This is a genomic window from Malaciobacter pacificus (assembly GCF_004214795.1).
In the GTDB taxonomy this organism is placed as follows: domain Bacteria; phylum Campylobacterota; class Campylobacteria; order Campylobacterales; family Arcobacteraceae; genus Malaciobacter_A; species Malaciobacter_A pacificus.
In genome coordinates this window covers 176,227-200,782 of sequence record NZ_CP035928.1, presented here as the reverse complement: position 1 = coordinate 200,782, position 24,556 = coordinate 176,227, and the positions used below count along the sequence as shown (strand labels likewise).

Below are 24,556 nucleotides of genomic sequence, written 5' to 3'. Positions count from 1 at the left end.
AGTTAATTATCCAATTGGCTCATTAACTTCAATTTTACAATCATTCCCTTTACAATCTATATTTGCATCAAAATAGAATATCTCAGATACATCCATCTTTGCATTATTGATTTTCGTCCAAGCATCAATAGATCTTCCCCCAGCAGTACAATTAAATACTATAGTTTTACCTTTTGGTAATTTTGCAACTAACTCTTTTGCACTTAATTTTTCAGCATGAATATTTATAGCACCTTTAATATGCCCTGATTTAAACTCATCTGGTGCAGTTACATCAACTATTTGAATAAATTCAGGAACTTCTCCTTTTTTAATAAATTCATATAACCACTCCCCATCAATGCTTCCTTCATCAACACCTAATTTTGCTCCATTTTTACTAAATTTATTAGATGTATTTGTTTCTTCTTTTTTTACACTTGAAGTGCTTTTTGTTGTTCCATAACCTTTTTCTTTCCATAATGGCTCACCACCAGCGAATACTGAAACATTTTTATATCCCAAAGATATTAATTTATCCGATACTACATGTGATTTTACACACTTATATCCTCCACAAAAAACTATGATTTTTTCTTCTTTATTGCTTGGAAATCTACCAATATATTTATCTAGTTCTGTATCTGGTATTGAAATTGCTCCAGGAATTGTTTCACTTAAATATTTTTTATATGGTCTTGCATCAACTAATAAAGCTGAGTTTTTTTCTTGTGCAGATTTTACAACTGCGATATCAACTTCTAAATAATCTTTTTTATTCCATTCAGGTTCACCTGCTTGATAAAGTTTTACATTTTTAAAACCATCTTTTTTCAACATATTAGCAAGTTTAGGTGATTTACCACAATTCCATCCACCACAGTAAACTATTAATTCTTTATCTTTTGATATATCTTTTAATTGATCTTTATATTTATCATACTCAGTATCAGGGATATTTATTGAAGTAGGTATTGTACCTGCCTTAAATTTTTTATTTGGTCTAGCATCAATTAAAATTATCTTGGAAGTATTTATTGTCCCTTTTCCAATTTTATTTTTTACATAATCATAATCAACTATTTTTAATTGATATTTATTAATTAATAATTGAACTTTTTCACTTGGTTTTGTTAAATTACCATTTTCATTTGCTAATAAATTTCCTGCTCCTACAATCAATAGCCCACTAACTAAAACTGATGATAATAATTTACTTTTCATGATTAATTCTCCTATTTAAATTTTATGCTCTACCTGAAAGCATTCCATACTGTGTCATTGGCTTTAAAATATAAGCTTTTAAAAGCCACCAGATATATCTCTCTTTTGTTGGATCTAATGGAAATGAAGGTGTTGGCTTCATACTCCAATCAAACTCAGCTAACATAACTGTACCAATACTTGTAATAATTGGACATACTGTATAGCCATCAAATTTAGAAGGCATAGGTTTACCTTCCATAGTCGCTATTAAATTATCTACTAATACTTTATACTGCTTTCTAACTGTTCCACCTGTTTTACCAAGAGGAATAGCTGCAATATCTCCTAAAGCAAAGATATTGTTATATTTTACATGTTGAAGTGTCTCTTTATTAACAGGTATCCATCCTTTTGCTGAACCAATTGCAGATTTTCCTATCTCATCTGGTGCTTTCATAGGTGGTGCAATATGTAAAAAATCATATGGCACTTCTATTTTCTCACTTTTTCTAACTATATCGTAATCTTCAAGATCTGGATCCCATGCACCTTTTTCTTGCCAATGATGATTTATAACTGCAACTTTCTCTTTTAATTTAACTTCTTCAAGATTATGAGATGTATGCCATTTCATATCTCTTACTCTAAATTGCTCTTTTATCGCATCTTCATACTCTTTTACCCCAAACATTTTTGCACTGTTTTTATAAAGAGTCATTGTTACATTATCTCTAGCACCAGCTTCATTTAATCTTTCATTCATAAGATACATGATTTTCATTGGTGCACCACCACATTTAATAGCTGTATTTGGATGAGAGAATACTGCTTTAACTTTTTTACCAGCTTTTGCTTCCGCTATTGATTTTTGCATATTTTCCCAAGTAATAACTGCCCCATCCATATTATAAATTGTACTTGCCCCACTATTTTTAAATAGGTCATTCATTACTTTTTTACTTTCAATTGTATAAGCATCTCCTATCTCTTCTAAACCTTTTATTTTAGAAAAGTCTAGTGTAACACCTGCTGCTACAATCAAGTAATCATATGTAACCTTCTCTCCACTAGAAATTGTAAGTTCATTATTCTCAGGATTAAACTCTACTGCTTTATCTTTGATTAATTTAACCCCACTTGGTAAAAAGTCTGCTAATTTATACATTACATCTTTTTTCTCATATAATCCAGCACCTATAAAAGTATTCCCAGGTTGATATGAAACAGAATCACTGCTTGGTTCTATTACTGTTACATCAGGATTTGATAATGAATTCATTAATCTAGCTGCCGTTGAAATCCCTGCTAAACCTCCACCAACAATAACAATTTTTGCTTTTACATCACTTGCATTTGCTTTTGTTCCAGTTGCTTCATTTGAAGCTAAAAACATTGCTCCACCAAGACCAAGTAATTTTATAGCCTCTCTTCTTGATATGTTGTTTTTCTTTAATTGATACTCAAACTCATCTAGGAACTCTTTATTCATTACTCTCTCCTTATAAAGTTATTAATATACTATTTATATATTACAATTATATTACTATCAAGTAAAATTTTCAAGTAAAATTGAATAAGGATTCACCATATTTTGTAAAAAAGTAACTAGTTATATAGTTTAATATTTTTTAAATAATTTAATAATAGCTCTTGGAACTAAAAAAAGGATATATAAGATTAAAGTAAATACAAAAGGATGATAAACTCCTAAGCCATAAGCTCCTGAAGTTTTTAAGTTTAGCATATGATCAACAGGATAAGATACCCATTGATCAAAATGCATTAGAATTGAAAGAATAATAAAAATACAACTGTAAATTAATAACTCTTTTTTCAAAAAAAATCCTATTAAGCTTTTCCGCTTAACATACCATATTGAGTCATTGGTTTTAATAAGTAAACTTTCATTAACCACCAAATATATCTCTCTTGTGCTGGGTCTAGTGGGAATGAAGGAGTTGGCTTTTTAGTCCAATTAAACTCAGCTAACATAACTTTTCCAATATCAGTAATTAAAGGACATACTGTATATCCATCATATTTAGCCTTCATCTCTTTACCTTCCATTAATGCAACTAGATTTTCAACTAATACTTTATATTGTTTTCTAACACTTCCACCTGTTTTACCCATTGGAACAGCTGCAATATCACCTATTGAGAAAATATTTGGATATTTAACATGTTGTAAAGTCTCTTTATTAACAGGAACCCATCCTTTTCCTGAACCAATTGCAGAATTACCAATTTCATCTGGAGCTTTCATTGGAGGTGTAATATGTAAGAAATCAAATGGTACTTCAACTGCACTATTTTTAGTTACTACATCATACTCTTCTAAATCAGGATCCCATTCACCTTTTTCTTTCCAATGCTTATTAAATGTCGCAATTTTTTTATCTAAGTCAACTGCCGTTAAATTATGATTATAATGCCACTTAAATCCTCTTTGCTCAAACTGCTTTACAATTGCATCATGATACTCTTTTACCCCAAACATAGTAGAGCCATTTGGATAAAAAGTTAAATTAGCATTTGCCTTTGCTCCTGCTTCTTCTAATCTTGAATTAGTAAGATACATAATCTTTTTTGGAGCCCCACCACATTTAATTGAAGTATTTGGATGAGAAAAAACTCCTTCTACTTTTTGGCCATTTTTTGCTTTTTCAATAAACTTTTGCATTTGCTCCCAAGTTGCAACTGCACTATCAATATTATATATTGACGTTGCACCAGAATCTCCAAACACTTTTAAAATCTTTGAAGCATCTCCAACACTGTAAGCATTTCCAACTTCTTCTAGACCTTTAATTTTTCCAAAATCTAAAACTAAACCAGCTGCAACAATTAAATAATCATAAGTTAGTATTTCTCCACTAGCTAAAACAACTTTGTTTTGTTCTGGGTTAAATTCAACAGCTTTATCTTTTATCATTTTAACGCCACTTGGGATAAAATCTTTTGTATCATACATTACATCTGATTTTTCATATATTCCAGCAGCTATTAAAGTATTCCCTGGCTGATAAGAAACTGATTTTTCACTTGGTTCTACAATCGTTATATCTGGATTTGAAAGTGCACTTGTAAGTCTTGCAGCTGTTGAGATACCAGCTAAACCACCTCCAATAATTAAAATTTTACCTTTTGCCTCACTAGCATTTGCAGTTGTTGCTGCATTTGCGCTAGTAGAACCAGCTAACATACCTGCTGCTCCAAGACCTGCTAATTTAAACGCTTCTCTTCTTGAAATCCCGCTTTTTTTAATTTCTGAATCTATTAAATCTAAAACTTCATCTAATTCATTTTTAGCCATAATTATCCTTATCCCCAATAATATATGATATAGGATAACTAAAATATGATAATAGTATGCTTATGATTATAAGTTTATTTGCATTAAGTTATATTAGTTTAACTTATAATTTTTAGTGATTTTTTATACTCTTGTATATTATTTAAATTTATGAATTCATCATCATTGTCAAATTGAACTGTTTGAGTATTTAAATTATTAAGTAAATAACCAACTTTGTGGATATTTTTGTCAATCATTTCATCTAGCGTCTCTTTAGTCTTTTTTGAAAAGACACCACATAAATTATGAGTTTTTATAGTTTTTGCAACACAAATATCCCAAGATTTTGATTTATCAATAATTTTACTGATTGAATCAATTTTAACTAAAGGTGTATCAACCGTAATAATAAAAATCTTATCTTCTGATTGTAATGCTTCAAAAATTGATTTTAATGCGACAATTGGAGAATAAATTTCATTATCATCAAATATTAAATTGCAGTCAAAATCAAATTTGTTATTTTTTGAAGAGATATAAACTTTTTTAAAATAAGGTTTTAATCTATCATATTGATATTGTGTTAGTGTAGTTTTTGAGTCAAATGGAAGAAGAGATTTATCCTCTCCCATTCGAGAACTTTTACCACCACATAAAATAACACATGGTATTTTATGTGATGCAATAGTCATTACAAACTTCTTGGGTCTGTAATATAACCTGAAATTGCAGAAGCTGCAGCAACTGCAGAGTTTGCTAAATAAATTTTAGAAGATCTAGAACCCATTCTTCCTACAAAGTTTCTATTTGTTGTAGAGATACATACTTCATTATCACCTAAAATTCCCATATATCCACCTAGACAAGCTCCACATGTAGGGTTTGATACAACCCCACCAGCATCAACTAAAGTATCAATATATCCTAATTTTGTTGCATCTCTAAGAATTTTTTGAGTACCAGGAGTTAAGATAAGTCTAACATGTCTAGCAACTTTTTTATCTTTTAAAATCTCAGCTGCTACTTTAAAGTCTGATAATCTACCATTTGTACAAGAGCCTATAAATACTTGGTCAACTCTGATATTATCTTCAACTGCTTGAGAAACTGAATGTCCATTATCTGGTAAGAATGGATATGCAATTACTGGCTCTAATTTATCTACATCAATTTCAATAATTCTTGTATATTTTGCATCTTCATCAGAATAATGAATTTTTGGCTCTGCTCTTAAACCACCATTATTTTCAGATACTTCTTTCAAGAATGCTTCAGTTGTTTCATCATATGCAAAGATACCATTTTTAGCACCAGCTTCAATAGCCATATTACAAATAGAGAATCTATCGTCCATTGATAAGTATTGAACAGTATCACCTGTAAACTCTAATGCTTGATATAAAGCACCATCTACACCTAATTGTCTAATTACTTCAAGAATAATATCTTTTCCTGAAACATATTGAGATGGTTTTCCTGTCATTACTACTTTTATTGATTCTGGAACTTTAAACCAGTTACCACCTGTAATCATACCAAATGAAATATCTGTTGAACCCATACCAGTAGAAAATGCTCCTAATCCACCGTGAGTACAAGTATGTGAATCAGCTCCAATAATAACATCACCTGGTAATACTAAACCTTTTTCTGGTAATAAGGCATGCTCAATCCCCATATCTTTTTCATCAAAAAAGTATTTTAAATCATGTTTCATAGCAAAATCTCTAGAGATTTTTGCTTGATTTGCTGAAGCAATATCCTTAGCTGGAATGAAGTGATCTAATACAATTGCAAAACCTTCAGGGTTTGCTAATTTTTCTCTACCACTCTCTTCAAAAGCTCTAATAGAAATTGGAGTTGTAATGTCATTTCCAATTACCATGTCAATTGGACTTCTTACAATCTCTCCAGCATATACTTCTCTTCCTACATGCTCACTAAATATTTTTTCTGTTATAGTTTGACCCATATTAAATCTTCCTGTCATTTCTAAAATTTTTTGGATTATAGCTAAATTTACGTTAAGCTACAAAATTAGCTATTTTCAGTTTTTTGTTTTTCTTTTCTTGCTTGCTTAAATTGTTTATACAAAATTATAGCTACACCTAAATTTATAATTACATCGGCTATATTAAAAATAGCAAATTCAAATCCATAATGCCAATAAAAATAATCTACCACTGCGCCATAAGTAAACCTATCTAAAATGTTAGATAGACCCCCTGCAAAAAGTAAAGCTACACTTATGTAATATTCTTTGAAAACATCAGGATTTTTATACAAATACATAGTTGCACCAAAAACAATTGCTAATTGAATATATTTTAAATACTCTTGCAAAAAAGAAAACATAGAAAAAGCCACACCATAGTTGTAAGCTAATTCTAAAGACATTATTGGACCTGCAACATTCCAATCAAAATTTGCAAATCCAAATTTAACTATTTGATCAATAATAAATATTGATAAAAAAATTATAAAAGCTGTTTTAAAATGTTTACTCATTTAATTATAATGCCTTTTTAAAAAATGCCTTTAAAGTTTCCATAGCATCTTCAACATCTTTTCTATTTTTACCCTCTACTAAAAGTCTTATTTTATTTTCAGTTCCAGAGTATCTAATTAAATCTCTCATACCTTTTTTTCTAATAGGTTCTAAAATGTCTTCTAAACCATCTATTTCATTAAGTGGTTTTTTTTCACTAACTTTCATATTATGTAATATTTGAGGATAAAGTTCAAATGGATTTAAAACTTCACTTGCTTTTTTACCTGTTTTTAATATTAATGCTAATACTTGTAAAGCTGAGGCTAGTCCATCACCTGTTTTTGCTGCATCTAAGAAAATTATATGTCCACTTTGTTCACCACCAAAATTAATGCCTTTTTCTTTCATTACTTCTAAAACATATTTATCACCAACATTAGATCTATGTAAAACTAAACCTTTTGTAGCTAAATAATCTTCAAGTGCTTTATTTGACATAACAGTAGCAACACAAGCATTTCCTTTTAATAGTTTTTCTCCATGTAAATAATTACATAAAGCACCTATTAGTTTATCACCATCAACAATCTCACCATTTTCATCAATTACAACTAATCTATCAGCATCACCATCAAGTGCAAGACCTATATCAGCTCTATATTTTCTAACTAACTTTCCAACATGTTCTGGATGCATCGCTCCACAATCTTCATTAATATTAAATCCATCAGGCTTATCATTGATTGTAATTACATCTGCACCTAATTCATGTAAAATTGTTGGTGCTACTTTATATGCTGCACCATTTGCGCAATCTAGTACTATTCTCATTCCTGCAAGTGTTAAATCTGTAGGGAAAGAACTTTTAATTGAAACAATATATCTTCCAATTACATCATCAATTCTTTTAGATGAACCTATATTTTTCCCAACAACCTGTTCTTCTATCATCAAACTATTATCATTGAAAATATCTTCTATCGCTTTTTCTGATTCAACACTTAATTTATTTCCATGATTATCAAAAAATTTAATTCCATTATCTTCAAAAGGATTATGAGAAGCACTAATCATAATACCACCATCACATCTCATTGATTCAGTTAAATATGCAATAGCTGGAGTTGGCATAGGACCAATTTGAATAACATCATATCCAACTGCAGTTAATCCACTAACAAGGGCATTTTCAATCATATAACCACTTCTTCTAGTATCTTTTCCAACTAGAATTTTTTTTGTTGTTGAATGCTTTCTAAAATAGATTCCTGCAGCCTTTGCAAGTTTTAAAACAGTCATTGCATCTAAAAATTCACCAGCTTTTCCTCTAACACCGTCAGTTCCGAATAGTTTCATTAAAATTTCCTAAATTTAAACTTTTTTTAAGTTGATTTAGATAACATTCTACCCTTAAAAATTTTATAAAGAGGTTAAAAAATAATGGCAAATCACAAATCTTGCGAAAAAAGAGCTAGACAAACTAAAGTAAGAACAGAAAGAAATAGATTCTACAAAACTAGAATTAAAAACGTAATCAAAGATGTAACATCTGCAATCGAATCTGCGGATAAAACTAAAGCTGTAGAAGCAATGAAAACTGCTAATAAATACTTACACCACTGTGTTTCTAAAGGTATCTTAAAAAAAGGTAATGCAGCTAGAAAAGTTTCTAGATTACAAACAAAAGTTAACGCTATATAATTTGAAATTAGAAATAATATATGTTAAAAAATAGACTACAACCTTTTATCAATAGATATGAAGAGATAAACAATTTACTTATTTCTCCAGACATAACTAGTGATATAAAAAAAATGACTGAACTTTCTAAAGAACAGTCAAATATTGAACCAATTGTTCAAAAAGCAAAAGAATATATTACTTTAATAAATGATATTGATGAAAATAAGTCTATGTTAGATGATCCAGAACTTGGAGAACTAGCAAAAGAAGAATTAAAAGAATTAGAAACTAGAAAACCTGAGCTTGAAGAAGAGATTAAAGTATTAATGCTTCCAAAAGATCCTAATGATGATAAAAATATCTATTTAGAATTAAGAGCAGGAACTGGTGGAGATGAAGCTGCATTATTTGTTAGTGACTTATTTAGAGCTTACTTAAGATATGCAGAAAACAATGGTTGGAAAGTTGAGATTATGAACTCTAGTGAAAGTGAAGCTGGAGGTTATAAAGAGATGGTATTTTTAGTAAAAGGTGACCACGTATATTCAAAGCTAAAATTTGAAGGTGGGACACATAGAGTACAAAGGGTACCAGCAACAGAATCACAAGGCCGTGTCCATACTTCAGCTATCACAGTTGCAGTAATGCCTGAAGTTGATGATGTTGATGTTCAAATTGATCCTAATGATTTAAAAATTGATGTAATGAGAGCCAGTGGGAACGGTGGTCAATCTGTAAATACTACAGACTCGGCTGTTAGAATCACTCACATTCCAACAGGTATTGTAGTTACAAATCAAGATCAAAAGTCTCAACATAAAAACAAAGATAAAGCTATGAAGGTTTTAAAAGCTAGACTTTACGACATTCAAATGCAAGAAAAAATGGAAGCTGAAGGTGCTAATAGAAAAGAGCAAGTAGGAACTGGTGATAGAAGTGGAAGAATTAGAACATATAATTATCCACAAGGTAGAATCAGTGACCATAGAATAAACTTAACTCTTTATAGACTTGATGCTATCATGAATGATGGTTTACTAGATGAAGTGATTGATCCTCTTATCGCTGATAATCAAGCTAAACTAATTGAAGCTAGTGGATTATAATCCACTACTTTAATGATAGAAATAAATAAAACTTACACTCACTATAAAAATAAACAATCTTATATCCCTTTAAATACATGTAAAATTCAAGAAAATGACACTTGGGTCAAAGCTATAATTTATAAGCCAATAGATTCAGAAGAACTATTTGTACGATCATATAAAGAGTTTAAAGAAAAGTTCTCATTAGTTAAGTAACCAAAATGTAATCAACTGTTAATACAATTTCACCATATTAATTTTATGGAGAAAAAAATGACAATTAAAAAATCATTATTAGCTTTAAGTGCAAGTGCATTATTAGCAACAACTTTATCTGCGAGAGACCAAGTAAAAATCGTTGGTTCTTCAACTGTATACCCATTCTCATCTGCAGTAGCTGAAGAGTTAGGTGCAACAACAAAATACCCAACTCCAGTAGTTGAATCAACTGGTTCAGGTGGTGGTGCTAAATTATTTTGTTCAGGTGTTGGATTAGATACTCCTGATATTACTAATGCTTCAAGAAGAATGAAAGCAAAAGAGTTCAAAATGTGTGAGCAAAATGGTGTTACTAATATCACTGAAGCTGTAATTGGTTATGATGGTATTGCATTTGCACAAGCAAAATCAAATGCACCATTTGATGTAACTTTAGAGCAATTAGCATTAGCAGTTGCAAAAGAAGTTCCTTCTAAAGATGGTAAATCTTTAATTGCTAACCCATATAAAAAATGGTCAGATATTGATGCTTCTTTACCAAATAGAGAAATCATTGTTTATGGACCACCAAAATCGTCTGGTACTAGAGATGCATTCGAAGAGTTAGTAATGCAAAAAGTATTCAAAAAAATGCCAGTATATACTGACCTTTACAAAGCTGACAATAAAGCTAATAAAAAATATAAAAAGTACTCTGTAGTTAGAACAGATGGTGTTTATGTTGAATCTGGTGAAAATGATAACTTAATCGTTCAAAAATTAGATAAAAACAAAGCTGCATTTGGTGTATTTGGATTCTCTTTCTTAATGGAAAATGATGATAAAGTTTCTGGTGCAACAATTAATGGTGTTAAACCAACTCCAGATACAATCTCTTCTTCTGCATACCCAGTATCAAGATCATTATTCTTCTACATCAAAAATGATCATGAAAAAGAAGTACCTGCAATCAAAGATTATGTTAACTTATTTATGTCAGAAAACATGATTGGACCAGATGGAATCTTAGGAGAAATTGGTCTTATTGCTTTACCTGATGCACAAAGAGAAGCTATTAGAGCATCTGTTACAAAAAGAGCTAAATTAACTTTAGAAGACTTAAACAAAAAACACTAATTAAAAACTAGTATCTATTAAGAGGAGATGCCCTCCTCCTCTTAAATCTTATTTATAAGATTTGGAAAACTTATGCAACATAACTGGCAAAATATAATCAAAAATCTTGATTATGCATTTCAACCTATAGTACATATTCACACTGGAAAAACCTATGCTGTTGAAGCCTTAATACGTAATGTAATTGGTAATAATGGTTTAACTAGTATAAATGACTTATTTAATCAAGCTTTTAATGACAATTATTTATATGAATTGGATTTAACTTTAAGAGAAATTGCTTTAAGAAAATTCTCATATATTGGATATGATAATCTTAAACTTTTTTACAATTTAGATAATAGAATCATATATGATGATACTTTTAAAAATGATGAAAAATCACCAACTTTAAAAACTCTTATGAATAAATTTAATATCAATAAAAATGATATATGCTTTGAACTAAGTGAAAAAGGTACATCAATTGAACAAAATGCTATGTCAACAATGATTCAAAAATATAAGAGTAAAGGTTATTCAATTGCAATTGATGATTTTGGCATAGGTGTTTCAGGTTTGAAACTATTATATTTTAGTGAAGCTAATATTATAAAATTAGATAGGTTTTTTATATCAAATATAGATCAAGACCAAAAAAAGAAACTATTTTGCTCTTCTATTATTGAAATGGCACATATTATGGGAATGACAGTTGTTGCAGAAGGAATAGAAACAAAAAAAGAGTTTTACACATGTAGAGAGATTGGTGCAGATTTTGTTCAAGGGTATTTAATACAAAAACCACAAGTTGATATAACTAAAATTAAAAAAAACTATAAAATTGTAACTAACTTAATTGACAATGATAAAAGAACCAATAGTACACTAAGGTTTGATAATAAATATATAAAAAAAATACCAGCTTTATCAATTAATACATCACTTTATCAATTATTCATTCACTTTAAAGAGGAAACTCAAAATAACTTTGTTCCAATAGTTGATAAAAATGGTAATTTTTTAGGTGTGGTATTTGAACCAGATATAAAAAAAATATCATATTCACAATATGGTTTATCTTTAGCACAAAATAAAACTTTTTCCTCTTCATTAAAAAAGTATTTAAAACCAGCACTGAGTGTAGAAATCTCTTGGGGGATAGATAAAATTTTAGAGATTTATCAAATGAATGCTACAAATGATTTAGGAATTTTTATTACTCAATCAGATAAATATTTAGGCTTTATAAATCTTAATTCTCTTTTAACACTATCTTATAAAAGAAATATAGAAATAGCTACTAACCAAAATCCATTGACTAAACTACCAGGGAATAATCAAATAGAAAAGTTTATTTCCAATTCTATAAATGATCAAAAAAAGAAAACTACTCATATAATATATTTTGATTTTAATGATTTCAAACCTTTTAATGATATATATGGATTTAGACAAGGTGATAGAGCAATTTTAATTTTTGCAGAACTTTTACAAAAAAGATACTCAAAAAAATCATTTATAGCACACATTGGAGGAGATGATTTTTTTGTGGGGATTCAAGGTGAAAATTTTGAAGATATATATAAATTAACTAGCGAAATTCAAAATGAGTTTTCAAACTCTACTAAAAATTTATATAACAATAAAGATAAAGAGAATCAATTTATAATTGCAAAAGATAGGTTCGGTATTGAAAGAAAATTTAATTTATTAACAGTATCAACAGCTATTTTAGAGATAAATTCTCATTCAGATATATCTAGTTTTGATTATATTATTGGGAAATTAAAAAAGTTATCTAAAACATCAAAAAGCCCTGTTTACGCCTCTTTATAAAATTGTAACCATTTTGTAATTGTTCTTAAATACCATATGTTTAAAATTTACACATAAAGGCAAAAGTATTGAGCACTTTTGAATCAAATAAAAGAAGAAGAGAATTAAATGAAAAACTAATTAAACTAGCATTAATTAGTGCAGCAACAATTTCAATTCTAACTACATTTGGAATCTTATTTTCAATCCTTTTTGAAGCAATAGAATTTTTCAAATTAAGAAGTTTCTGGTACTTTATAACAGGAACTGAATGGTCACCTGGTGTTGTAGGAAGTAAATTTGGAGCAGTTCCTATTTTTGCAGGAACTTTTATGATTACAATAATTGCACTTGCTGTTGCAATTCCTATAGGACTTGGAAGTGCCATTTATATGAGTGAATATGCAAGTAATAAAGTTAGGGACTATCTAAAACCTATACTAGAAGTTCTTGCTGGTATTCCAACAGTTGTATATGGTTTCTTTGCTGCAATTACTGTAGCTCCACTAATTGTAAAAGCTGCAAATGCAATTGGTTTAGAAGCTACATTTAATAGTGCTTTAGCATCTGGAGTTGTAATGGGTATTATGATTATTCCAGTAATTTCATCTTTATCTGATGATGTAATTAGATCAGTTCCTGATTCACAAAGAAAAGCTGCATTTGGCTTAGGATTAACACATGGAGAAGTGATTAGAAATATTGTTTTACCTTCTGCAATGCCTGGTATTATTTCTGCATCACTACTTGGTTTATCAAAAGCATTAGGTGAGACAATGATTGTTGTAATGGCAGCAGGTCTTAGACCAAACCTATCATGGAATCCCCTTGAAGATATGACAACAGTAACTGTTACAATTGTAAATTCACTTGTTGGTGACTTTGAATTTAATTCACCTGAGACATTATCAGCATTTGCATTAGGACTAATCCTATTTGTTGTAACTTTAATTTTAAATATGATTTCTCTTTCACTAATTAGAAAATTCAAAGAGAAATACAAAATCAATACACTATAAGGTAAATTATGGGTAAAAAGAACAAAAATAAAAATAATCCATTTTATGATCCATCTCTTAAAAAGAGACATGCTAGTGCAAAGAGATTTAAGAAGTTTACATTAACTTCTCTAATTTTTTCAATTGCATTCTTAGCATTTTTTTTAATTGATATTGTAGGAAAAGGTGTTCCTGCATTTAAAATCACATATGTAAAAGTTCCTGTAACTATAAATGAAAAAACAATTAAAATTTATAACAAAGCAGTTGAGAGAAAATACAGAGCAGTAGTTTCAAGAGCATGGTTAAGAGATATTAGAGTTTTAGCAGAACAAAGACCTGAACTTATGAACACTACAACTGAGCTTTGGGCATTAGCAGATGATCAAGTTGACCAATACTTAAAAGGTCATCACTACAACATGAAAGACAAAGAAGTAGCTTTAGTTGAAAAATTAAAAGAACAAGGGAATATAAAACAGGAGTTTAATAAAATCTTCTTCACTCAAGGTGATTCAAAAATCCCTGAGTACGCTGGTTTATTCTCAGCAATGGTTGGTTCTGTTTTAACTTTGATTATTACAATGCTTGTTGCATTCCCTATTGGAGTTATGACAGCAATTTATCTTGAAGAGTTTGCAGGAGATAATAAATTTACTAGATTTATTGAAGTAAATATTAATAACTTAGCTGCAATTCCTTCAATTTTATTTGGTCTTTTAGGTTTAGCAATATTTATCAACCTATTTGGTATGCCAAGAAGTTCACCACTAGTAGGTGGTTTAACTTTAGCACTTATGACATTACCAATTATTATTGTATCTTCAAGAGCAGCATTAAGAGCCGTTCCAGATAGTATTAGACAAGCAGGATATGGACTTGGATTAAATAAAATTCAAGTTACAAGAGACCACGTTTTACCACTTGCATTCCCTGGTGTTTTAACGGGTTCTATTATTGGATTAGCACAAGCAATGGGTGAAACTGCACCTTTAATTATCATAGGTATGATTGCATTTATTCCAGATGCACCAAGTATGGTAACTCAAGCAGCAACAGTTATGCCTGCGCAATTATTTACATGGGCTGGAATGCCAGAGAGAATGTATATAGAAAAAACAGCAGCTGGTATTATGGTGTTATTAACAATCTTAATTTCACTAAATGCATTAGCAATTTATTTAAGAAAAAAATTCGAAGTTAAATGGTAGAAGGAAAAATTAAAATGGCAAATAAAGATAACGTTAAAATTGATGTTAAAAATCTAAACTTATGGTATGGTCAAAACCATGCCTTACATGATATAAATGCAGAGTTATATGAAAATAAAATCACTGCTTTAATTGGACCTTCTGGATGTGGTAAGTCTACATTCTTAAGATGTATTAACAGAATGAATGACTTAATTCCCATTGTTAATATTAAAGGTGAGATTATTATTGATAATAAAAATATCTATGATAAAGATGTTGATGAAGTAAGTGTAAGAAAAAAAATTGGAATGGTATTTCAACAACCAAACCCTTTTCCTAAATCAATTTATGAAAATGTTGCTTATGCTCCATTAAAACATGGAATTATCAAAAAAGGTAAAGAGTGTGATGAGCTTGTTGAAACTTCACTTATCAAAGCTGGTCTTTGGAATGAAGTTAAAGATAAATTAACAGATCCAGGAACTTCATTATCAGGTGGTCAACAACAAAGATTATGTATTGCTAGAACAATTGCTGTTAAACCTGAAGTTATCTTAATGGATGAACCAACTTCAGCACTTGATCCAATTAGTACAGAAAAAATTGAAGCATTAATGTTAGAGTTAAAAGAGGATTATTCAATAATTACTGTAACTCACAATATGCAGCAAGCTGCTAGAGTTGCTGATTATACAGCATTTTTCCACTTAGGAAAACTTATTGAATATGACGTAACAGATACAATTTTTGTAAATCCTAGCAATAAAAAAACAGAAGATTACATTACAGGGAGATTTGGATAATGTTAAGACCTTACCAACAAAACTTAGAAAAAATAGAATATGGCATTCAATCTATTGGAAATGAAGTAGTTGATGCATTGGAAGATGCATTAAAAGCAATTAAAACTCAAGAGTTATCTGATTTAAAAAAGATTGATTTATCTGTAAAGCAGATTGTAGTTAAATCAGATGAAATTGATAACTTAATTATTAAAACCTTAGCACTACATTCACCTGAAGCAGGTGATTTAAGATCAATTGTTGCATATTTAAAGATGAGTAATGAGCTAGTTAGAACTGCTGGAAATGTAAAAGATTTTACAAAATTATTTAAAAAGTCATTTAGTGATGATTTAAATAAAGAAGTTATTTTAGAATATACAATTCCATTATTAAAATCTGCATTAGTTTCTCTAAGAACAGCAACAACTATTTTTGAAGAAACAGATGAGAATATAATTAATGAAAAATACCAAAGAGTAAGCGTTGAAGAGAGTAAGACTGATGATTTATACTCTATGATTCAAAAAAATATTTTAAAACTTATAACAAAAAACATAAATTTATCAAAAGACTATTTCGATATTTTAACTGCACTTAGAAGATTAGAGAAAGTTGCAGATAGATCAATTGCAATTGCAAGTTTACTACAATATGCAAAAGTAGGTGGGGAGATATCAAAATCATAAAACTTTTTGATATAATGTGTTTATGAAAAATACGTTAAATAAAGTTAAGAACTACCTTGGTTGGAATATTGAAGTTTTAGTTGCCGTTATTATTTTTGCATATATAATAATGATTGGCATAGACTTTTACAAAGCTATTATCTTAATGTTAGAGTTCATTGTAATAATGGAAGTTGTTAAAATGGTCTCTGATTTTATAAAAAAAGAGAAATTAAGACTTAGATTTGTAATAGATATATTTATTATCTTTCTTATTAGAGATGTAATTATTTTAACTACAGATAAAAATAGAGACTACTTTGATATAACATTTTTACTTTTTGTAATTTTTATATTCTTTATTTTCAGAATTTTTGCAATTAAGTTCTCTCCGGGAGTTATAAAAATTTCTAAAGATACAGTTATTGAATATGATGATGACAGACCAAATAAAAAAGTCTCTGAAGACAAAGAAATATTAGTAAAAGAAGAAGAAAAAGGCAATGTCAAATAAATTAGTATTAATAGTTGAAGATGAAGAGGATATCTTAGAACTTTTAGAATATACCCTACAAAAAGAGGGCTTTGAAACTATTGGATTTTTAAATGTAGATTCAAAAGTCAAGAAACTTTTAGACGAAGAAGAAATTGATTTAATTTTAATGGATAGAAACCTTCCTGGTAGTGAAGGTACTTCCTTTATCAATGATATTAGAAAAGATGGTTATGCAAACCCTGTGATTTATGTTACAGCTAAAGATAAAGATGAAGATATTTTAGAAGGTTTTGATGCACATGCAGATGATTATATTACAAAACCATTTAATTTAAAAGAACTAACTGCAAGGGTAAAAGCTGTTATTAAAAGAACAAGTAAAGATGTAGATATTTTAAAAGTGAGAGATATTATTTATAAAGCATCAAATAAAAAATTTTATATAAATGATAATCCAGTTGAATTAACTCATTTAGAACATGACTTATTTTTAGAATTTTTCAAAAATAAAGATATTTTAATGACAAGAGAGCATTTACTTAATACAGTTTGGGATGATTCTTTTGACAAAAAAGTAAAAACAGTAAATGTTGCAATAAAAAGATTAAAAGCAAAAATTGACCCTGATGGAACAAAAGAGTATATAAAATCAGTAAGGGGAGAGGGTTATATTTTTTGTTAAAAATTCACCAACTTTTTTTTAGAACTTTTAGTTTAATATTCCTTGCTATTTTAATAACACTTAGTTTTATTACCTATTATTGGTCTAAAAACATCTACATAAATCAAATAGAAAAAAATTTAATTCAAAATATTGATACTTTATCAGTTGTACTAAAAGACCTCAATAATATTGAGAATATTATCAAAGATTTAAAAGCTAATATTAATTTAAGAATCACCTTAATTGATGAAAAAGGTAATATTATTGCAGAGAGCGATAAAGATAAAGAGACAATGGAAAACCATTCTAATAGAGAAGAAATTTTAATGGCTAAAGATAAAGGAATAGGTAAAAGTCTTAGATTCTCTTCAAGTATAAAAAAAGAGCTTTTATATGTAGCAAAAAAAATTACTATTGATAGAAAAATCTATTTTATAAGAATGGCTGACTATACAGATAAGATTACAGATAATTTTGTAAAATTAACACTTCAAATATTTATGTTTATTACATTCTTTTTAATCTTAGCCTTTTTAGCAACATATTTTATAAGTTTAAGAATAAAACATGAAACAGATAATATTTTAAACTTTTTAACACACATTTCTAATAAAAGAACGCCTTATAGGTTAAAATCAAACTATACTGATGAATTTTATAAAATTACAAAACTGTTAAATAAAGTTGCATTTAAACTTGCTAAAAAAAATAGACAAAAAGCAAAACAAACAGCAAAATTGAAAATTGCAAATAAACAAAAAGATGAAATTATCTCAGCAATTTCCCATGAATTCAAAAACCCTATTGCTGTTATTTCAGGATACTCTGAAACGATATTAAATGATGAAGATTTACCAAAAATTATGAAAGATAAATTTTTGACTAAAATTCAATCTAATTCTCAAAAAATGTCAAATATAATTGATAAATTAAGGCTTACTTTAAAACTAGAGGAAGGAAAACAAGAATTAATACTAACTCCTACTTCAATTAAAAACATAGTAAATCAAGCAGTTTGTGATTTAAAAGACAAATATAAAAATAGAGAAATTCTTATTGAAGGTGAAGATATAACTTTGAAAGTTGATGAGACTTTAATTTCAATGGCAATTACAAACCTAATAGAAAATGCCCTTAAATATTCAGATGATGAAGTAACAATAACTATTTCACAAAATGAATTATGTGTAAAAGATAAAGGAATAGGAATTGAGCCAAAAGAGTTAGAAAATATTAATCAAAAATTTTATAGAGTATCCAAAAATGGATGGAATAACTCTTTAGGTTTAGGTCTATTTATTGTTCAATCTATTTTAACCTTACATAATTTTCAATTAAAAGTTGACTCTACTTTCGAAAAAGGTTCAAGTTTTTGTATAAAATATTAAAAATTACTTAATTTAAGTATTTTTTAAGTATTACTACACTATTATTCGACCTCATTAATAAAAGCGGAGAAAATAAATGAAATTTACTCAAATGGCGAAAGCTAACGAAATCGAAAGAGATTGGATTGTAGTAGATGCAGAAGGTAAAGTATTCGGTAGAATAATTACTGAAGTTGCAACTATATTAAGAGGTAAAAATAAACCTAACTTCACTCCAAATGTTGATTGTGGAGACTTTGTAGTTATCATCAATGCATCAAAAGCAAAATTTACAGGTGCTAAATTAGAAGATAAGAATTACTACACTCACTCAGGATACTTTGGATCAACTAAGACTCATAAAATGTCTGATATGTTAGAAAATAATCCAGAAAAATTATACAAATTAGCTACAAGAGGTATGTTACCAAAAACTACTCTTGGTAAAGCAATGTTAAAAAAATTAAAAGTATATGCAGGTGCTGAACACCCTCACACTGCGCAAATTAAAGGATAAGACTAATGGCAAAAGTTTACGCAACAGGAAGAAGAAAGTCAGCTATCGCTAAAGTATGGTTAGAAAACGGAAACGGTGAGCTAACTATCAACGGTCAATCTTTAGACGCATGGTTAGGTGGACACGAATCAATTAAAAAAAGAGTTATGCAACCATTAGTTGTAGCAAAACAAGAAACTTCAGTTAATATTGTAGTTAAAACTTTAGGTGGAGGTTACTCTGCACAAGCTGACGCTGCAAGACACGGAATTTCTAGAGCATTAGTTGCTTATGATGAGCAATTCAGAACTATCTTAAAACCTTATGGGTTATTAACAAGAGATGCAAGATCTGTTGAAAGAAAAAAATACGGAAGAAAGAAAGCAAGAAAATCAACTCAATTCTCAAAAAGATAATCTCTTCTTGGAATATTTGGTATCACTACCGCTTTTCAAAATCCAAAGGAAGCAAGAAATTGCTTCCTTTTTTTATGCCCTTTTTTAAAAAAAAATTATACAATATCTTATGAAATCTATATTTATAATTCTAAGTATCTTTATATATCTAAATGCATCAACACTTAACTTATCAATTAGTTCAAGTCCTAGTAGACTAAATCCTATTTTAGCAAATGATAGTGCTAGTAGTGAAATAGCCAATTGGATTTTTAATGGATTGTTTAAATATGACAAAAATGGAAATATTGTTCCTGATTTAGCATCTTCATATGAGTTTATAACTCCAACAAATTTAGTTATAAAACTAAAACAAAATGTAAAATGGCATGATGGAGAAAAATTCACAGCCCACGATGTAATTTTTACATATGAAAAGATTATAGACCCAAAAGTTTTTAACTCAATAAAATCAAATTTCAAAGAGGTTCAAAGTGTAAAAGCACTTGATGATTATACTATTGAAGTAAAATATAAAAACCCATATTTTAAAGCATTAGTTATTTGGATGAGTGGAATACTTCCAAAGCATTTACTTAAAGATGAAAAAGATTTGATGACAAGTAGTTTTAATAAAAACCCAATAGGAACAGGGCCATATAAAATAAAAGAATTCAAAGTTGGAAGTGATATAGAACTAATCGTAAATGAAAGCTATTTTGATGGAAAACCAAAAATAGAAAAAATTCTATTTAAATTTTTACCTGATCCAAATACCTCATTTTTATATTTAAAACAAAAGAAACTTGACCTTGGTGGATTAACTCCAATTCAAATAGATAGACAAATAGATGAAAACTTTAAAAACAATTATCAAGTCATAGAAAAGCCTGCTTTTGCATACACATATTTAGGTTTTAATTTAAAAAATGAGAAATTTAAAGATAAAAGAATCAGACAGGCATTATCACTTGCAATTAATAGAAAAGAGTTAGTAGATATTTTATTCTTTGGTCATGGACAAGTATGTAATGGTCCTTTTTTACCAGGTTCATTTGCCTATAATAGTGATGTTAAAATGCCTGTTCAAGATATAAAAAAAGCCAAAAAGCTTCTAAAAGAGTTAGGGTATGATGAATCAAATCCATTTACATTTGAAGTTGTTACAAATACAGGAAATGATATTAGAATAAATGCAGCTCAAATATTACAATACCAGTTAGCAAAAGCTGGTGTTAAAATGAAAATTAGAGTTATGGAGTGGCAAGCTTTTTTAAATACAGTAGTTCATCCCAGAAACTTTGAAGCTGTAATTTTAGGATGGTCTCTTTCACTTATGCCTGATGCATATCCTCTATGGCATAGCAGTAGTTCAAAACTTGGTGGTTTTAATTTAGTAAATTATGAAAATAAAAAAGTAGATGAATTAATTGAAAAAGGTTCAATTACAGTTGATCAAGAAAAACTAAGTGCAATATATAAAGATATTTATAAAATCATTGCTGATGATTTACCTTATTTATTTTTATATATACCAAACTCAATAACAGTTGTTAATAAAGATATAAAAAATATAGAACCATCTTTTATTGGAATAACACATAACCAAAAAGATTGGATAAAGGAATAGAATTTGAAAAAAGATACAATCATACTATTTGATTTAGATGGAACATTAATAGACTCAACTGATGCTATTGTTTCTACATTTCATCACTCATTTAAAGTTATGGAATATGACTTTAAAGGCTGTGATGAAGATATAAAAGCCTTAATTGGATATCCCCTTGATATTATGTATAAAGATTTAGGAATTGAAGACTCTAAAGTTTGGGATTTTGTAGATGCATATAAAAATAGATATAAAGATATCTCTACAAAAAAAACTCTACTTTTAGATAAAGCATATGAAGCAGTTCAATTAGCAGCTTCATTTGCAAGAGTTTCAGTTGTTACAACAAAAACAAGAAAATATACAATGCCTTTACTTGAACACTTTGATATAAATAAATATTTTGAAATCGTAACAGGAAGAGAGTGTGTACAAAATCCAAAACCACATCCTGAACCAATTTTAAAAACATTATCAGATATGAATTTTGACAAAACAAAACATGATGTATGGATGATAGGTGATACAAAGCTTGATTTGATTTGTGCAAATGAATCGTCAATAAATAGTGTTGGTGTTTTATGTGGATATGGTTCACAAGAAGAGTTGTTAGAATATACAAAAAACATTAAAAATGATGCCTTTGATGCTGTTAAATATATAAAAGAATTAAACATTTAAAACCATTTTTACTCAATAAAAGTTCCACATAAGTTAAAAGTTAATATAATATAAAAGACTAATTATTTTTTTTAAGTCAATTTTAATATTATTAAGGAGCCTCTATGTTAGAGATTAGATGGCATAGCCGAGCAGGTCAAGGTGCTGTGACAGGTGCAAAAGGTCTTGGTTCAATTGTAGCAGAATCAGGCAAAGAAGTACAAGCATTTGCATTTTATGGATCAGCAAAAAGAGGTGCATCAATGACTGCTTATAATAGAATTGATGATAAACCAATTTTAAATCATGAAAAATATATGAGCCCAGATTATGTGTTCATTCTTGATCCAGGTCTTGCTCTAACAGATGATATAACTGCTAATGGAAAAGAAACTACAAAATATATTATTACAACTCACCTTAGCAAAGATGAATTAATTGATTTAGTTCCATCTTTACAAGATATAAAAGATAGAGTATTTATTTTAGATTGTTTACAAATAGCTAGAGATACTATTGGTAAAGCAATTCCAAATACTCCAATGTTAGGTGCATTTATGAAAGTTAGTAATATGTACGAAATTGAAGACTTTAAAGAAAAAATGAAACATGTACTTAAAAAGTTACCTGCTAATGTGATTGATGCAAATATGGTAGCAATCCAAAGAGCTTATGACGAAGTTCAATAAAGGATATTAATATGAGTAAACCAATTAATGAAATGGGGTGGGACGAATTAGTTCCAGGGGCTGCATTATATACATTTGATGGTTATGTAGACTATAACCTAGCAGACATTCAACCAGAAGATAGAAAATATTCAGAAACAAGTTCAAAAAGTATGAGTGTGGGAGACTGGAGAGTTATTAAACCAGTTTGGAATAGCCAGACTTGTATTGACTGTCAGAACTGTTGGGTTTTCTGTCCAGATTCTTCTATTATTGCAAGAAATAAAGAGATGAAAGGTGTTGATTATGAACACTGTAAAGGTTGTGGACTATGTGTAAGTGTATGTCCAACTAACCCAAAATCTCTTTTAATGTTTAATGAGTATGAAACAGTAGAAGATGCTTTAAGCAAATGGCCAGAAAAAAAGAAGAGAGGTGAGTAACAATGAATAAAAATGTTATGGAATTAAGAGAAGTAGAAGTTTGGGATGGAAATATGGCAAACTCACAAGCTTTAAGACAAGCTGATGTTGATGTAGTTGCTGCTTATCCTATTACTCCTTCAACTGCTACAGTTGAAAACTATGCTATGTTCCATGCAAATGGATATATTGATGGTGAAGTTATGATGACTGAATCAGAACATGCTGCTATGTCTGCATGTGTTGGAGCAGGTGCAGCTGGTGGTAGAGTTGCCACTGCAACTTCTTCTCAAGGTTTAGCACTTATGATTGAAGTTTTATACCAAGCCTCAGGTATGAGAATACCAGTTGTTTTATGTTTAGTTAATAGAGCTTTAGCAGCACCTTTAAATGTAAATGGTGACCATTCTGATTTATACTTGACAAGAGATTCAGGATGGATTTCACTAGATGCATTCTCACCACAAGAAGCATATGATATGACTTTAATGGCATTTAAAATATCAGAACACCCTGAGGTTAGATTACCAGTTATTTCTAATCAAGATGGATTTATGACATCTCATACAGCTCAAAATGTTAGGCCATTAAAAGATGAAGTTGCAGCTAAATTTGTTGGTGAATATTTACAAGTTAATGCTTTATTAAACTTTGATAGACCAGTAACTCATGGTGTTCAAACGGAACAAGATTGGCACTTTGAACATAAAGCAAAACAACATGCTGCATTAATGGGATCTAAACAAGTTATTTTAGAAACATTTGCACAATTTAAAGAGTTAACAGGAAGAGAGTATAAACTTGTTGAATCTTATGGTATGGAAGATGCACAAATTGCAATTGTATGTTTAGGCTCTACATATGAAACTGCTATTGTAGCTATTGAACAATTAAAGGAAGAGGGAATAAAAGCAGGAGTTATTGCACCAAGACTCTTTAGACCTTTTCCCCTTGAAGAAGTAGCAAAAGAACTTCAAAATGTAAAAGCAGTAGCATGTATGGACAGAAGTGCCCCTGGTGGTACTGTTGGTACCTTATATAATGAAGTTTCAGGTGCACTAATTAATACAAAGGCACGTCCTTTAATATCTAACTTAATTTATGGATTAGGTGGTAGAGATATGACAGTTGCTGGTTTAAAAGAGATTTTTAGAACATTAAATAAAGAAGCAAAAGATGGAAAACTTTCAGGTAATATCCAAAGATTTATCGGAGTTAGAGGTCCAGAATTAAGTTTCTATAATGTGGAGGGAAAATAA

27 protein-coding genes are annotated in these 24,556 nt (G+C 29.2%); 19 read left to right on the top strand and 8 right to left on the bottom strand.

What is annotated here, in order from left to right:
• Positions 1–6: 6 nt before the first annotated feature.
• The 8 genes from APAC_RS01000 to glmM form a co-directional block, all read right to left on the bottom strand.
• On the bottom strand, positions 7–1,203 hold the full coding sequence (locus tag APAC_RS01000; RefSeq protein WP_130232343.1) for a rhodanese-like domain-containing protein: 1,197 nt from the start codon (positions 1,201–1,203) through the stop codon (positions 7–9).
• A 22-nt stretch (positions 1,204–1,225) separates the two neighbouring features.
• Positions 1,226–2,674: an NAD(P)/FAD-dependent oxidoreductase gene (locus tag APAC_RS00995; protein WP_130232342.1), complete on the bottom strand. Its 1,449-nt coding sequence runs from the start codon at positions 2,672–2,674 to the stop codon at positions 1,226–1,228.
• Positions 2,675–2,803: 129 nt separating this feature from the next.
• Positions 2,804–3,022 (bottom strand): hypothetical protein, encoded by a 219-nt coding sequence (locus APAC_RS00990; RefSeq protein ID WP_130232341.1) that lies wholly within the window; start codon positions 3,020–3,022, stop codon positions 2,804–2,806.
• Positions 3,023–3,033: 11 nt separating this feature from the next.
• The gene (locus APAC_RS00985; RefSeq protein ID WP_130232340.1) at positions 3,034–4,500 is read right to left on the bottom strand and encodes an NAD(P)/FAD-dependent oxidoreductase; all 1,467 of its coding nucleotides are present in this window, start codon (positions 4,498–4,500) and stop codon (positions 3,034–3,036) included.
• Positions 4,501–4,598: 98 nt separating this feature from the next.
• Entirely contained in the window at positions 4,599–5,174 is a 576-nt protein-coding gene (mobA, locus tag APAC_RS00980; protein WP_130232339.1) for a molybdenum cofactor guanylyltransferase MobA, read from the bottom strand.
• Entirely contained in the window at positions 5,174–6,454 is a 1,281-nt protein-coding gene (locus tag APAC_RS00975; protein ID WP_130232338.1) for a 3-isopropylmalate dehydratase large subunit, read from the bottom strand. Before APAC_RS00975 ends, mobA begins: the two co-directional genes overlap by 1 nt.
• A 65-nt stretch (positions 6,455–6,519) precedes the next feature.
• The gene (lspA, locus tag APAC_RS00970) at positions 6,520–6,990 is read right to left on the bottom strand and encodes a signal peptidase II (RefSeq protein ID WP_130232337.1); all 471 of its coding nucleotides are present in this window, start codon (positions 6,988–6,990) and stop codon (positions 6,520–6,522) included.
• A 4-nt stretch (positions 6,991–6,994) separates the two neighbouring features.
• Entirely contained in the window at positions 6,995–8,329 is a 1,335-nt protein-coding gene (glmM, locus tag APAC_RS00965) for a phosphoglucosamine mutase (protein WP_130232336.1), read from the bottom strand.
• Positions 8,330–8,413: 84 nt separating this feature from the next.
• Between glmM and rpsT the strand changes: the two genes are divergently transcribed.
• From rpsT to APAC_RS00870, 19 genes are all read left to right on the top strand, one after another.
• The gene (gene rpsT, locus APAC_RS00960) at positions 8,414–8,674 is read left to right on the top strand and encodes a 30S ribosomal protein S20 (protein ID WP_130232335.1); all 261 of its coding nucleotides are present in this window, start codon (positions 8,414–8,416) and stop codon (positions 8,672–8,674) included.
• A gap of 20 nt (positions 8,675–8,694) precedes the next feature.
• Positions 8,695–9,762 (top strand): peptide chain release factor 1, encoded by a 1,068-nt coding sequence (gene prfA / locus APAC_RS00955; protein WP_130232334.1) that lies wholly within the window; start codon positions 8,695–8,697, stop codon positions 9,760–9,762.
• A gap of 12 nt (positions 9,763–9,774) precedes the next feature.
• The gene (locus tag APAC_RS13495; protein ID WP_130232333.1) at positions 9,775–9,960 is read left to right on the top strand and encodes a DUF1653 domain-containing protein; all 186 of its coding nucleotides are present in this window, start codon (positions 9,775–9,777) and stop codon (positions 9,958–9,960) included.
• Positions 9,961–10,017: 57 nt separating this feature from the next.
• The gene (locus tag APAC_RS00945) at positions 10,018–11,079 is read left to right on the top strand and encodes a substrate-binding domain-containing protein (RefSeq protein ID WP_130232332.1); all 1,062 of its coding nucleotides are present in this window, start codon (positions 10,018–10,020) and stop codon (positions 11,077–11,079) included.
• A 72-nt stretch (positions 11,080–11,151) separates the two neighbouring features.
• The gene (locus tag APAC_RS00940) at positions 11,152–12,897 is read left to right on the top strand and encodes a GGDEF domain-containing protein (RefSeq protein WP_130232331.1); all 1,746 of its coding nucleotides are present in this window, start codon (positions 11,152–11,154) and stop codon (positions 12,895–12,897) included.
• Positions 12,898–12,965: 68 nt separating this feature from the next.
• Positions 12,966–13,895 (top strand): phosphate ABC transporter permease subunit PstC, encoded by a 930-nt coding sequence (gene pstC / locus APAC_RS00935; protein WP_130232330.1) that lies wholly within the window; start codon positions 12,966–12,968, stop codon positions 13,893–13,895.
• Positions 13,896–13,903: 8 nt separating this feature from the next.
• Positions 13,904–15,085: a phosphate ABC transporter permease PstA gene (gene pstA / locus APAC_RS00930; protein ID WP_130232329.1), complete on the top strand. Its 1,182-nt coding sequence runs from the start codon at positions 13,904–13,906 to the stop codon at positions 15,083–15,085.
• A gap of 14 nt (positions 15,086–15,099) precedes the next feature.
• A complete protein-coding gene (pstB, locus tag APAC_RS00925) occupies positions 15,100–15,870 on the top strand; it encodes a phosphate ABC transporter ATP-binding protein PstB (protein WP_130232328.1) in 771 nt (256 codons plus the stop codon).
• Entirely contained in the window at positions 15,870–16,538 is a 669-nt protein-coding gene (locus APAC_RS00920) for a phosphate signaling complex PhoU family protein (protein ID WP_130232327.1), read from the top strand. The genes pstB and APAC_RS00920 overlap by 1 nt, the downstream gene beginning before the upstream one ends.
• Before the next feature lie 22 nt (positions 16,539–16,560).
• A complete protein-coding gene (locus APAC_RS00915; protein WP_130232326.1) occupies positions 16,561–17,031 on the top strand; it encodes a phosphate-starvation-inducible PsiE family protein in 471 nt (156 codons plus the stop codon).
• Positions 17,021–17,695, top strand: a complete 675-nt coding sequence (locus tag APAC_RS00910) for a response regulator transcription factor (protein ID WP_130232325.1) — start codon at positions 17,021–17,023, stop codon at positions 17,693–17,695. Before APAC_RS00915 ends, APAC_RS00910 begins: the two co-directional genes overlap by 11 nt.
• Positions 17,689–19,065, top strand: a complete 1,377-nt coding sequence (locus APAC_RS00905; RefSeq protein ID WP_130232324.1) for a HAMP domain-containing sensor histidine kinase — start codon at positions 17,689–17,691, stop codon at positions 19,063–19,065. The genes APAC_RS00910 and APAC_RS00905 overlap by 7 nt, the downstream gene beginning before the upstream one ends.
• A gap of 76 nt (positions 19,066–19,141) precedes the next feature.
• Positions 19,142–19,561 (top strand): 50S ribosomal protein L13, encoded by a 420-nt coding sequence (rplM, locus tag APAC_RS00900; protein WP_130232323.1) that lies wholly within the window; start codon positions 19,142–19,144, stop codon positions 19,559–19,561.
• 5 nt (positions 19,562–19,566) lie between these two features.
• Positions 19,567–19,956 (top strand): 30S ribosomal protein S9, encoded by a 390-nt coding sequence (gene rpsI / locus APAC_RS00895; RefSeq protein ID WP_130232322.1) that lies wholly within the window; start codon positions 19,567–19,569, stop codon positions 19,954–19,956.
• A gap of 109 nt (positions 19,957–20,065) precedes the next feature.
• The gene (locus APAC_RS00890) at positions 20,066–21,565 is read left to right on the top strand and encodes a peptide-binding protein (protein WP_130232321.1); all 1,500 of its coding nucleotides are present in this window, start codon (positions 20,066–20,068) and stop codon (positions 21,563–21,565) included.
• Positions 21,566–21,568: 3 nt separating this feature from the next.
• The gene (locus APAC_RS00885; protein ID WP_130232320.1) at positions 21,569–22,228 is read left to right on the top strand and encodes an HAD family hydrolase; all 660 of its coding nucleotides are present in this window, start codon (positions 21,569–21,571) and stop codon (positions 22,226–22,228) included.
• A 104-nt stretch (positions 22,229–22,332) separates the two neighbouring features.
• Positions 22,333–22,896: a pyruvate flavodoxin oxidoreductase subunit gamma gene (locus APAC_RS00880; RefSeq protein ID WP_130232319.1), complete on the top strand. Its 564-nt coding sequence runs from the start codon at positions 22,333–22,335 to the stop codon at positions 22,894–22,896.
• Between the two features lie 11 nt (positions 22,897–22,907).
• A complete protein-coding gene (locus tag APAC_RS00875; protein WP_188353730.1) occupies positions 22,908–23,318 on the top strand; it encodes a 4Fe-4S dicluster-binding protein in 411 nt (136 codons plus the stop codon).
• Positions 23,319–23,320: 2 nt separating this feature from the next.
• Positions 23,321–24,556 (top strand): 2-oxoacid:ferredoxin oxidoreductase subunit alpha, encoded by a 1,236-nt coding sequence (locus APAC_RS00870; RefSeq protein WP_130232318.1) that lies wholly within the window; start codon positions 23,321–23,323, stop codon positions 24,554–24,556.

What these genes read in the sequence shown, in the direction of transcription:
- APAC_RS01000 (WP_130232343.1), bottom strand. Translation starts at nt 1,203, where the DNA reads ATGAAAAGTAAATTATTATCATCAGTTTTAGTTAGTGGGCTATTGATT.
- APAC_RS00995 (WP_130232342.1), bottom strand. Translation starts at nt 2,674, where the DNA reads ATGAATAAAGAGTTCCTAGATGAGTTTGAGTATCAATTAAAGAAAAAC.
- APAC_RS00985 (WP_130232340.1), bottom strand. Translation starts at nt 4,500, where the DNA reads ATGGCTAAAAATGAATTAGATGAAGTTTTAGATTTAATAGATTCAGAA.
- mobA (WP_130232339.1), bottom strand. Translation starts at nt 5,174, where the DNA reads ATGACTATTGCATCACATAAAATACCATGTGTTATTTTATGTGGTGGT.
- APAC_RS00975 (WP_130232338.1), bottom strand. Translation starts at nt 6,454, where the DNA reads ATGGGTCAAACTATAACAGAAAAAATATTTAGTGAGCATGTAGGAAGA.
- lspA (WP_130232337.1), bottom strand. Translation starts at nt 6,990, where the DNA reads ATGAGTAAACATTTTAAAACAGCTTTTATAATTTTTTTATCAATATTT.
- glmM (WP_130232336.1), bottom strand. Translation starts at nt 8,329, where the DNA reads ATGAAACTATTCGGAACTGACGGTGTTAGAGGAAAAGCTGGTGAATTT.
- rpsT (WP_130232335.1), top strand. Translation starts at nt 8,414, where the DNA reads ATGGCAAATCACAAATCTTGCGAAAAAAGAGCTAGACAAACTAAAGTA.
- prfA (WP_130232334.1), top strand. Translation starts at nt 8,695, where the DNA reads ATGTTAAAAAATAGACTACAACCTTTTATCAATAGATATGAAGAGATA.
- APAC_RS13495 (WP_130232333.1), top strand. Translation starts at nt 9,775, where the DNA reads ATGATAGAAATAAATAAAACTTACACTCACTATAAAAATAAACAATCT.
- APAC_RS00945 (WP_130232332.1), top strand. Translation starts at nt 10,018, where the DNA reads ATGACAATTAAAAAATCATTATTAGCTTTAAGTGCAAGTGCATTATTA.
- APAC_RS00940 (WP_130232331.1), top strand. Translation starts at nt 11,152, where the DNA reads ATGCAACATAACTGGCAAAATATAATCAAAAATCTTGATTATGCATTT.
- pstA (WP_130232329.1), top strand. Translation starts at nt 13,904, where the DNA reads ATGGGTAAAAAGAACAAAAATAAAAATAATCCATTTTATGATCCATCT.
- pstB (WP_130232328.1), top strand. Translation starts at nt 15,100, where the DNA reads ATGGCAAATAAAGATAACGTTAAAATTGATGTTAAAAATCTAAACTTA.
- APAC_RS00920 (WP_130232327.1), top strand. Translation starts at nt 15,870, where the DNA reads ATGTTAAGACCTTACCAACAAAACTTAGAAAAAATAGAATATGGCATT.
- APAC_RS00915 (WP_130232326.1), top strand. Translation starts at nt 16,561, where the DNA reads ATGAAAAATACGTTAAATAAAGTTAAGAACTACCTTGGTTGGAATATT.
- APAC_RS00910 (WP_130232325.1), top strand. Translation starts at nt 17,021, where the DNA reads ATGTCAAATAAATTAGTATTAATAGTTGAAGATGAAGAGGATATCTTA.
- rplM (WP_130232323.1), top strand. Translation starts at nt 19,142, where the DNA reads ATGAAATTTACTCAAATGGCGAAAGCTAACGAAATCGAAAGAGATTGG.
- rpsI (WP_130232322.1), top strand. Translation starts at nt 19,567, where the DNA reads ATGGCAAAAGTTTACGCAACAGGAAGAAGAAAGTCAGCTATCGCTAAA.
- APAC_RS00890 (WP_130232321.1), top strand. Translation starts at nt 20,066, where the DNA reads ATGAAATCTATATTTATAATTCTAAGTATCTTTATATATCTAAATGCA.
- APAC_RS00880 (WP_130232319.1), top strand. Translation starts at nt 22,333, where the DNA reads ATGTTAGAGATTAGATGGCATAGCCGAGCAGGTCAAGGTGCTGTGACA.
- APAC_RS00875 (WP_188353730.1), top strand. Translation starts at nt 22,908, where the DNA reads ATGAGTAAACCAATTAATGAAATGGGGTGGGACGAATTAGTTCCAGGG.
- APAC_RS00870 (WP_130232318.1), top strand. Translation starts at nt 23,321, where the DNA reads ATGAATAAAAATGTTATGGAATTAAGAGAAGTAGAAGTTTGGGATGGA.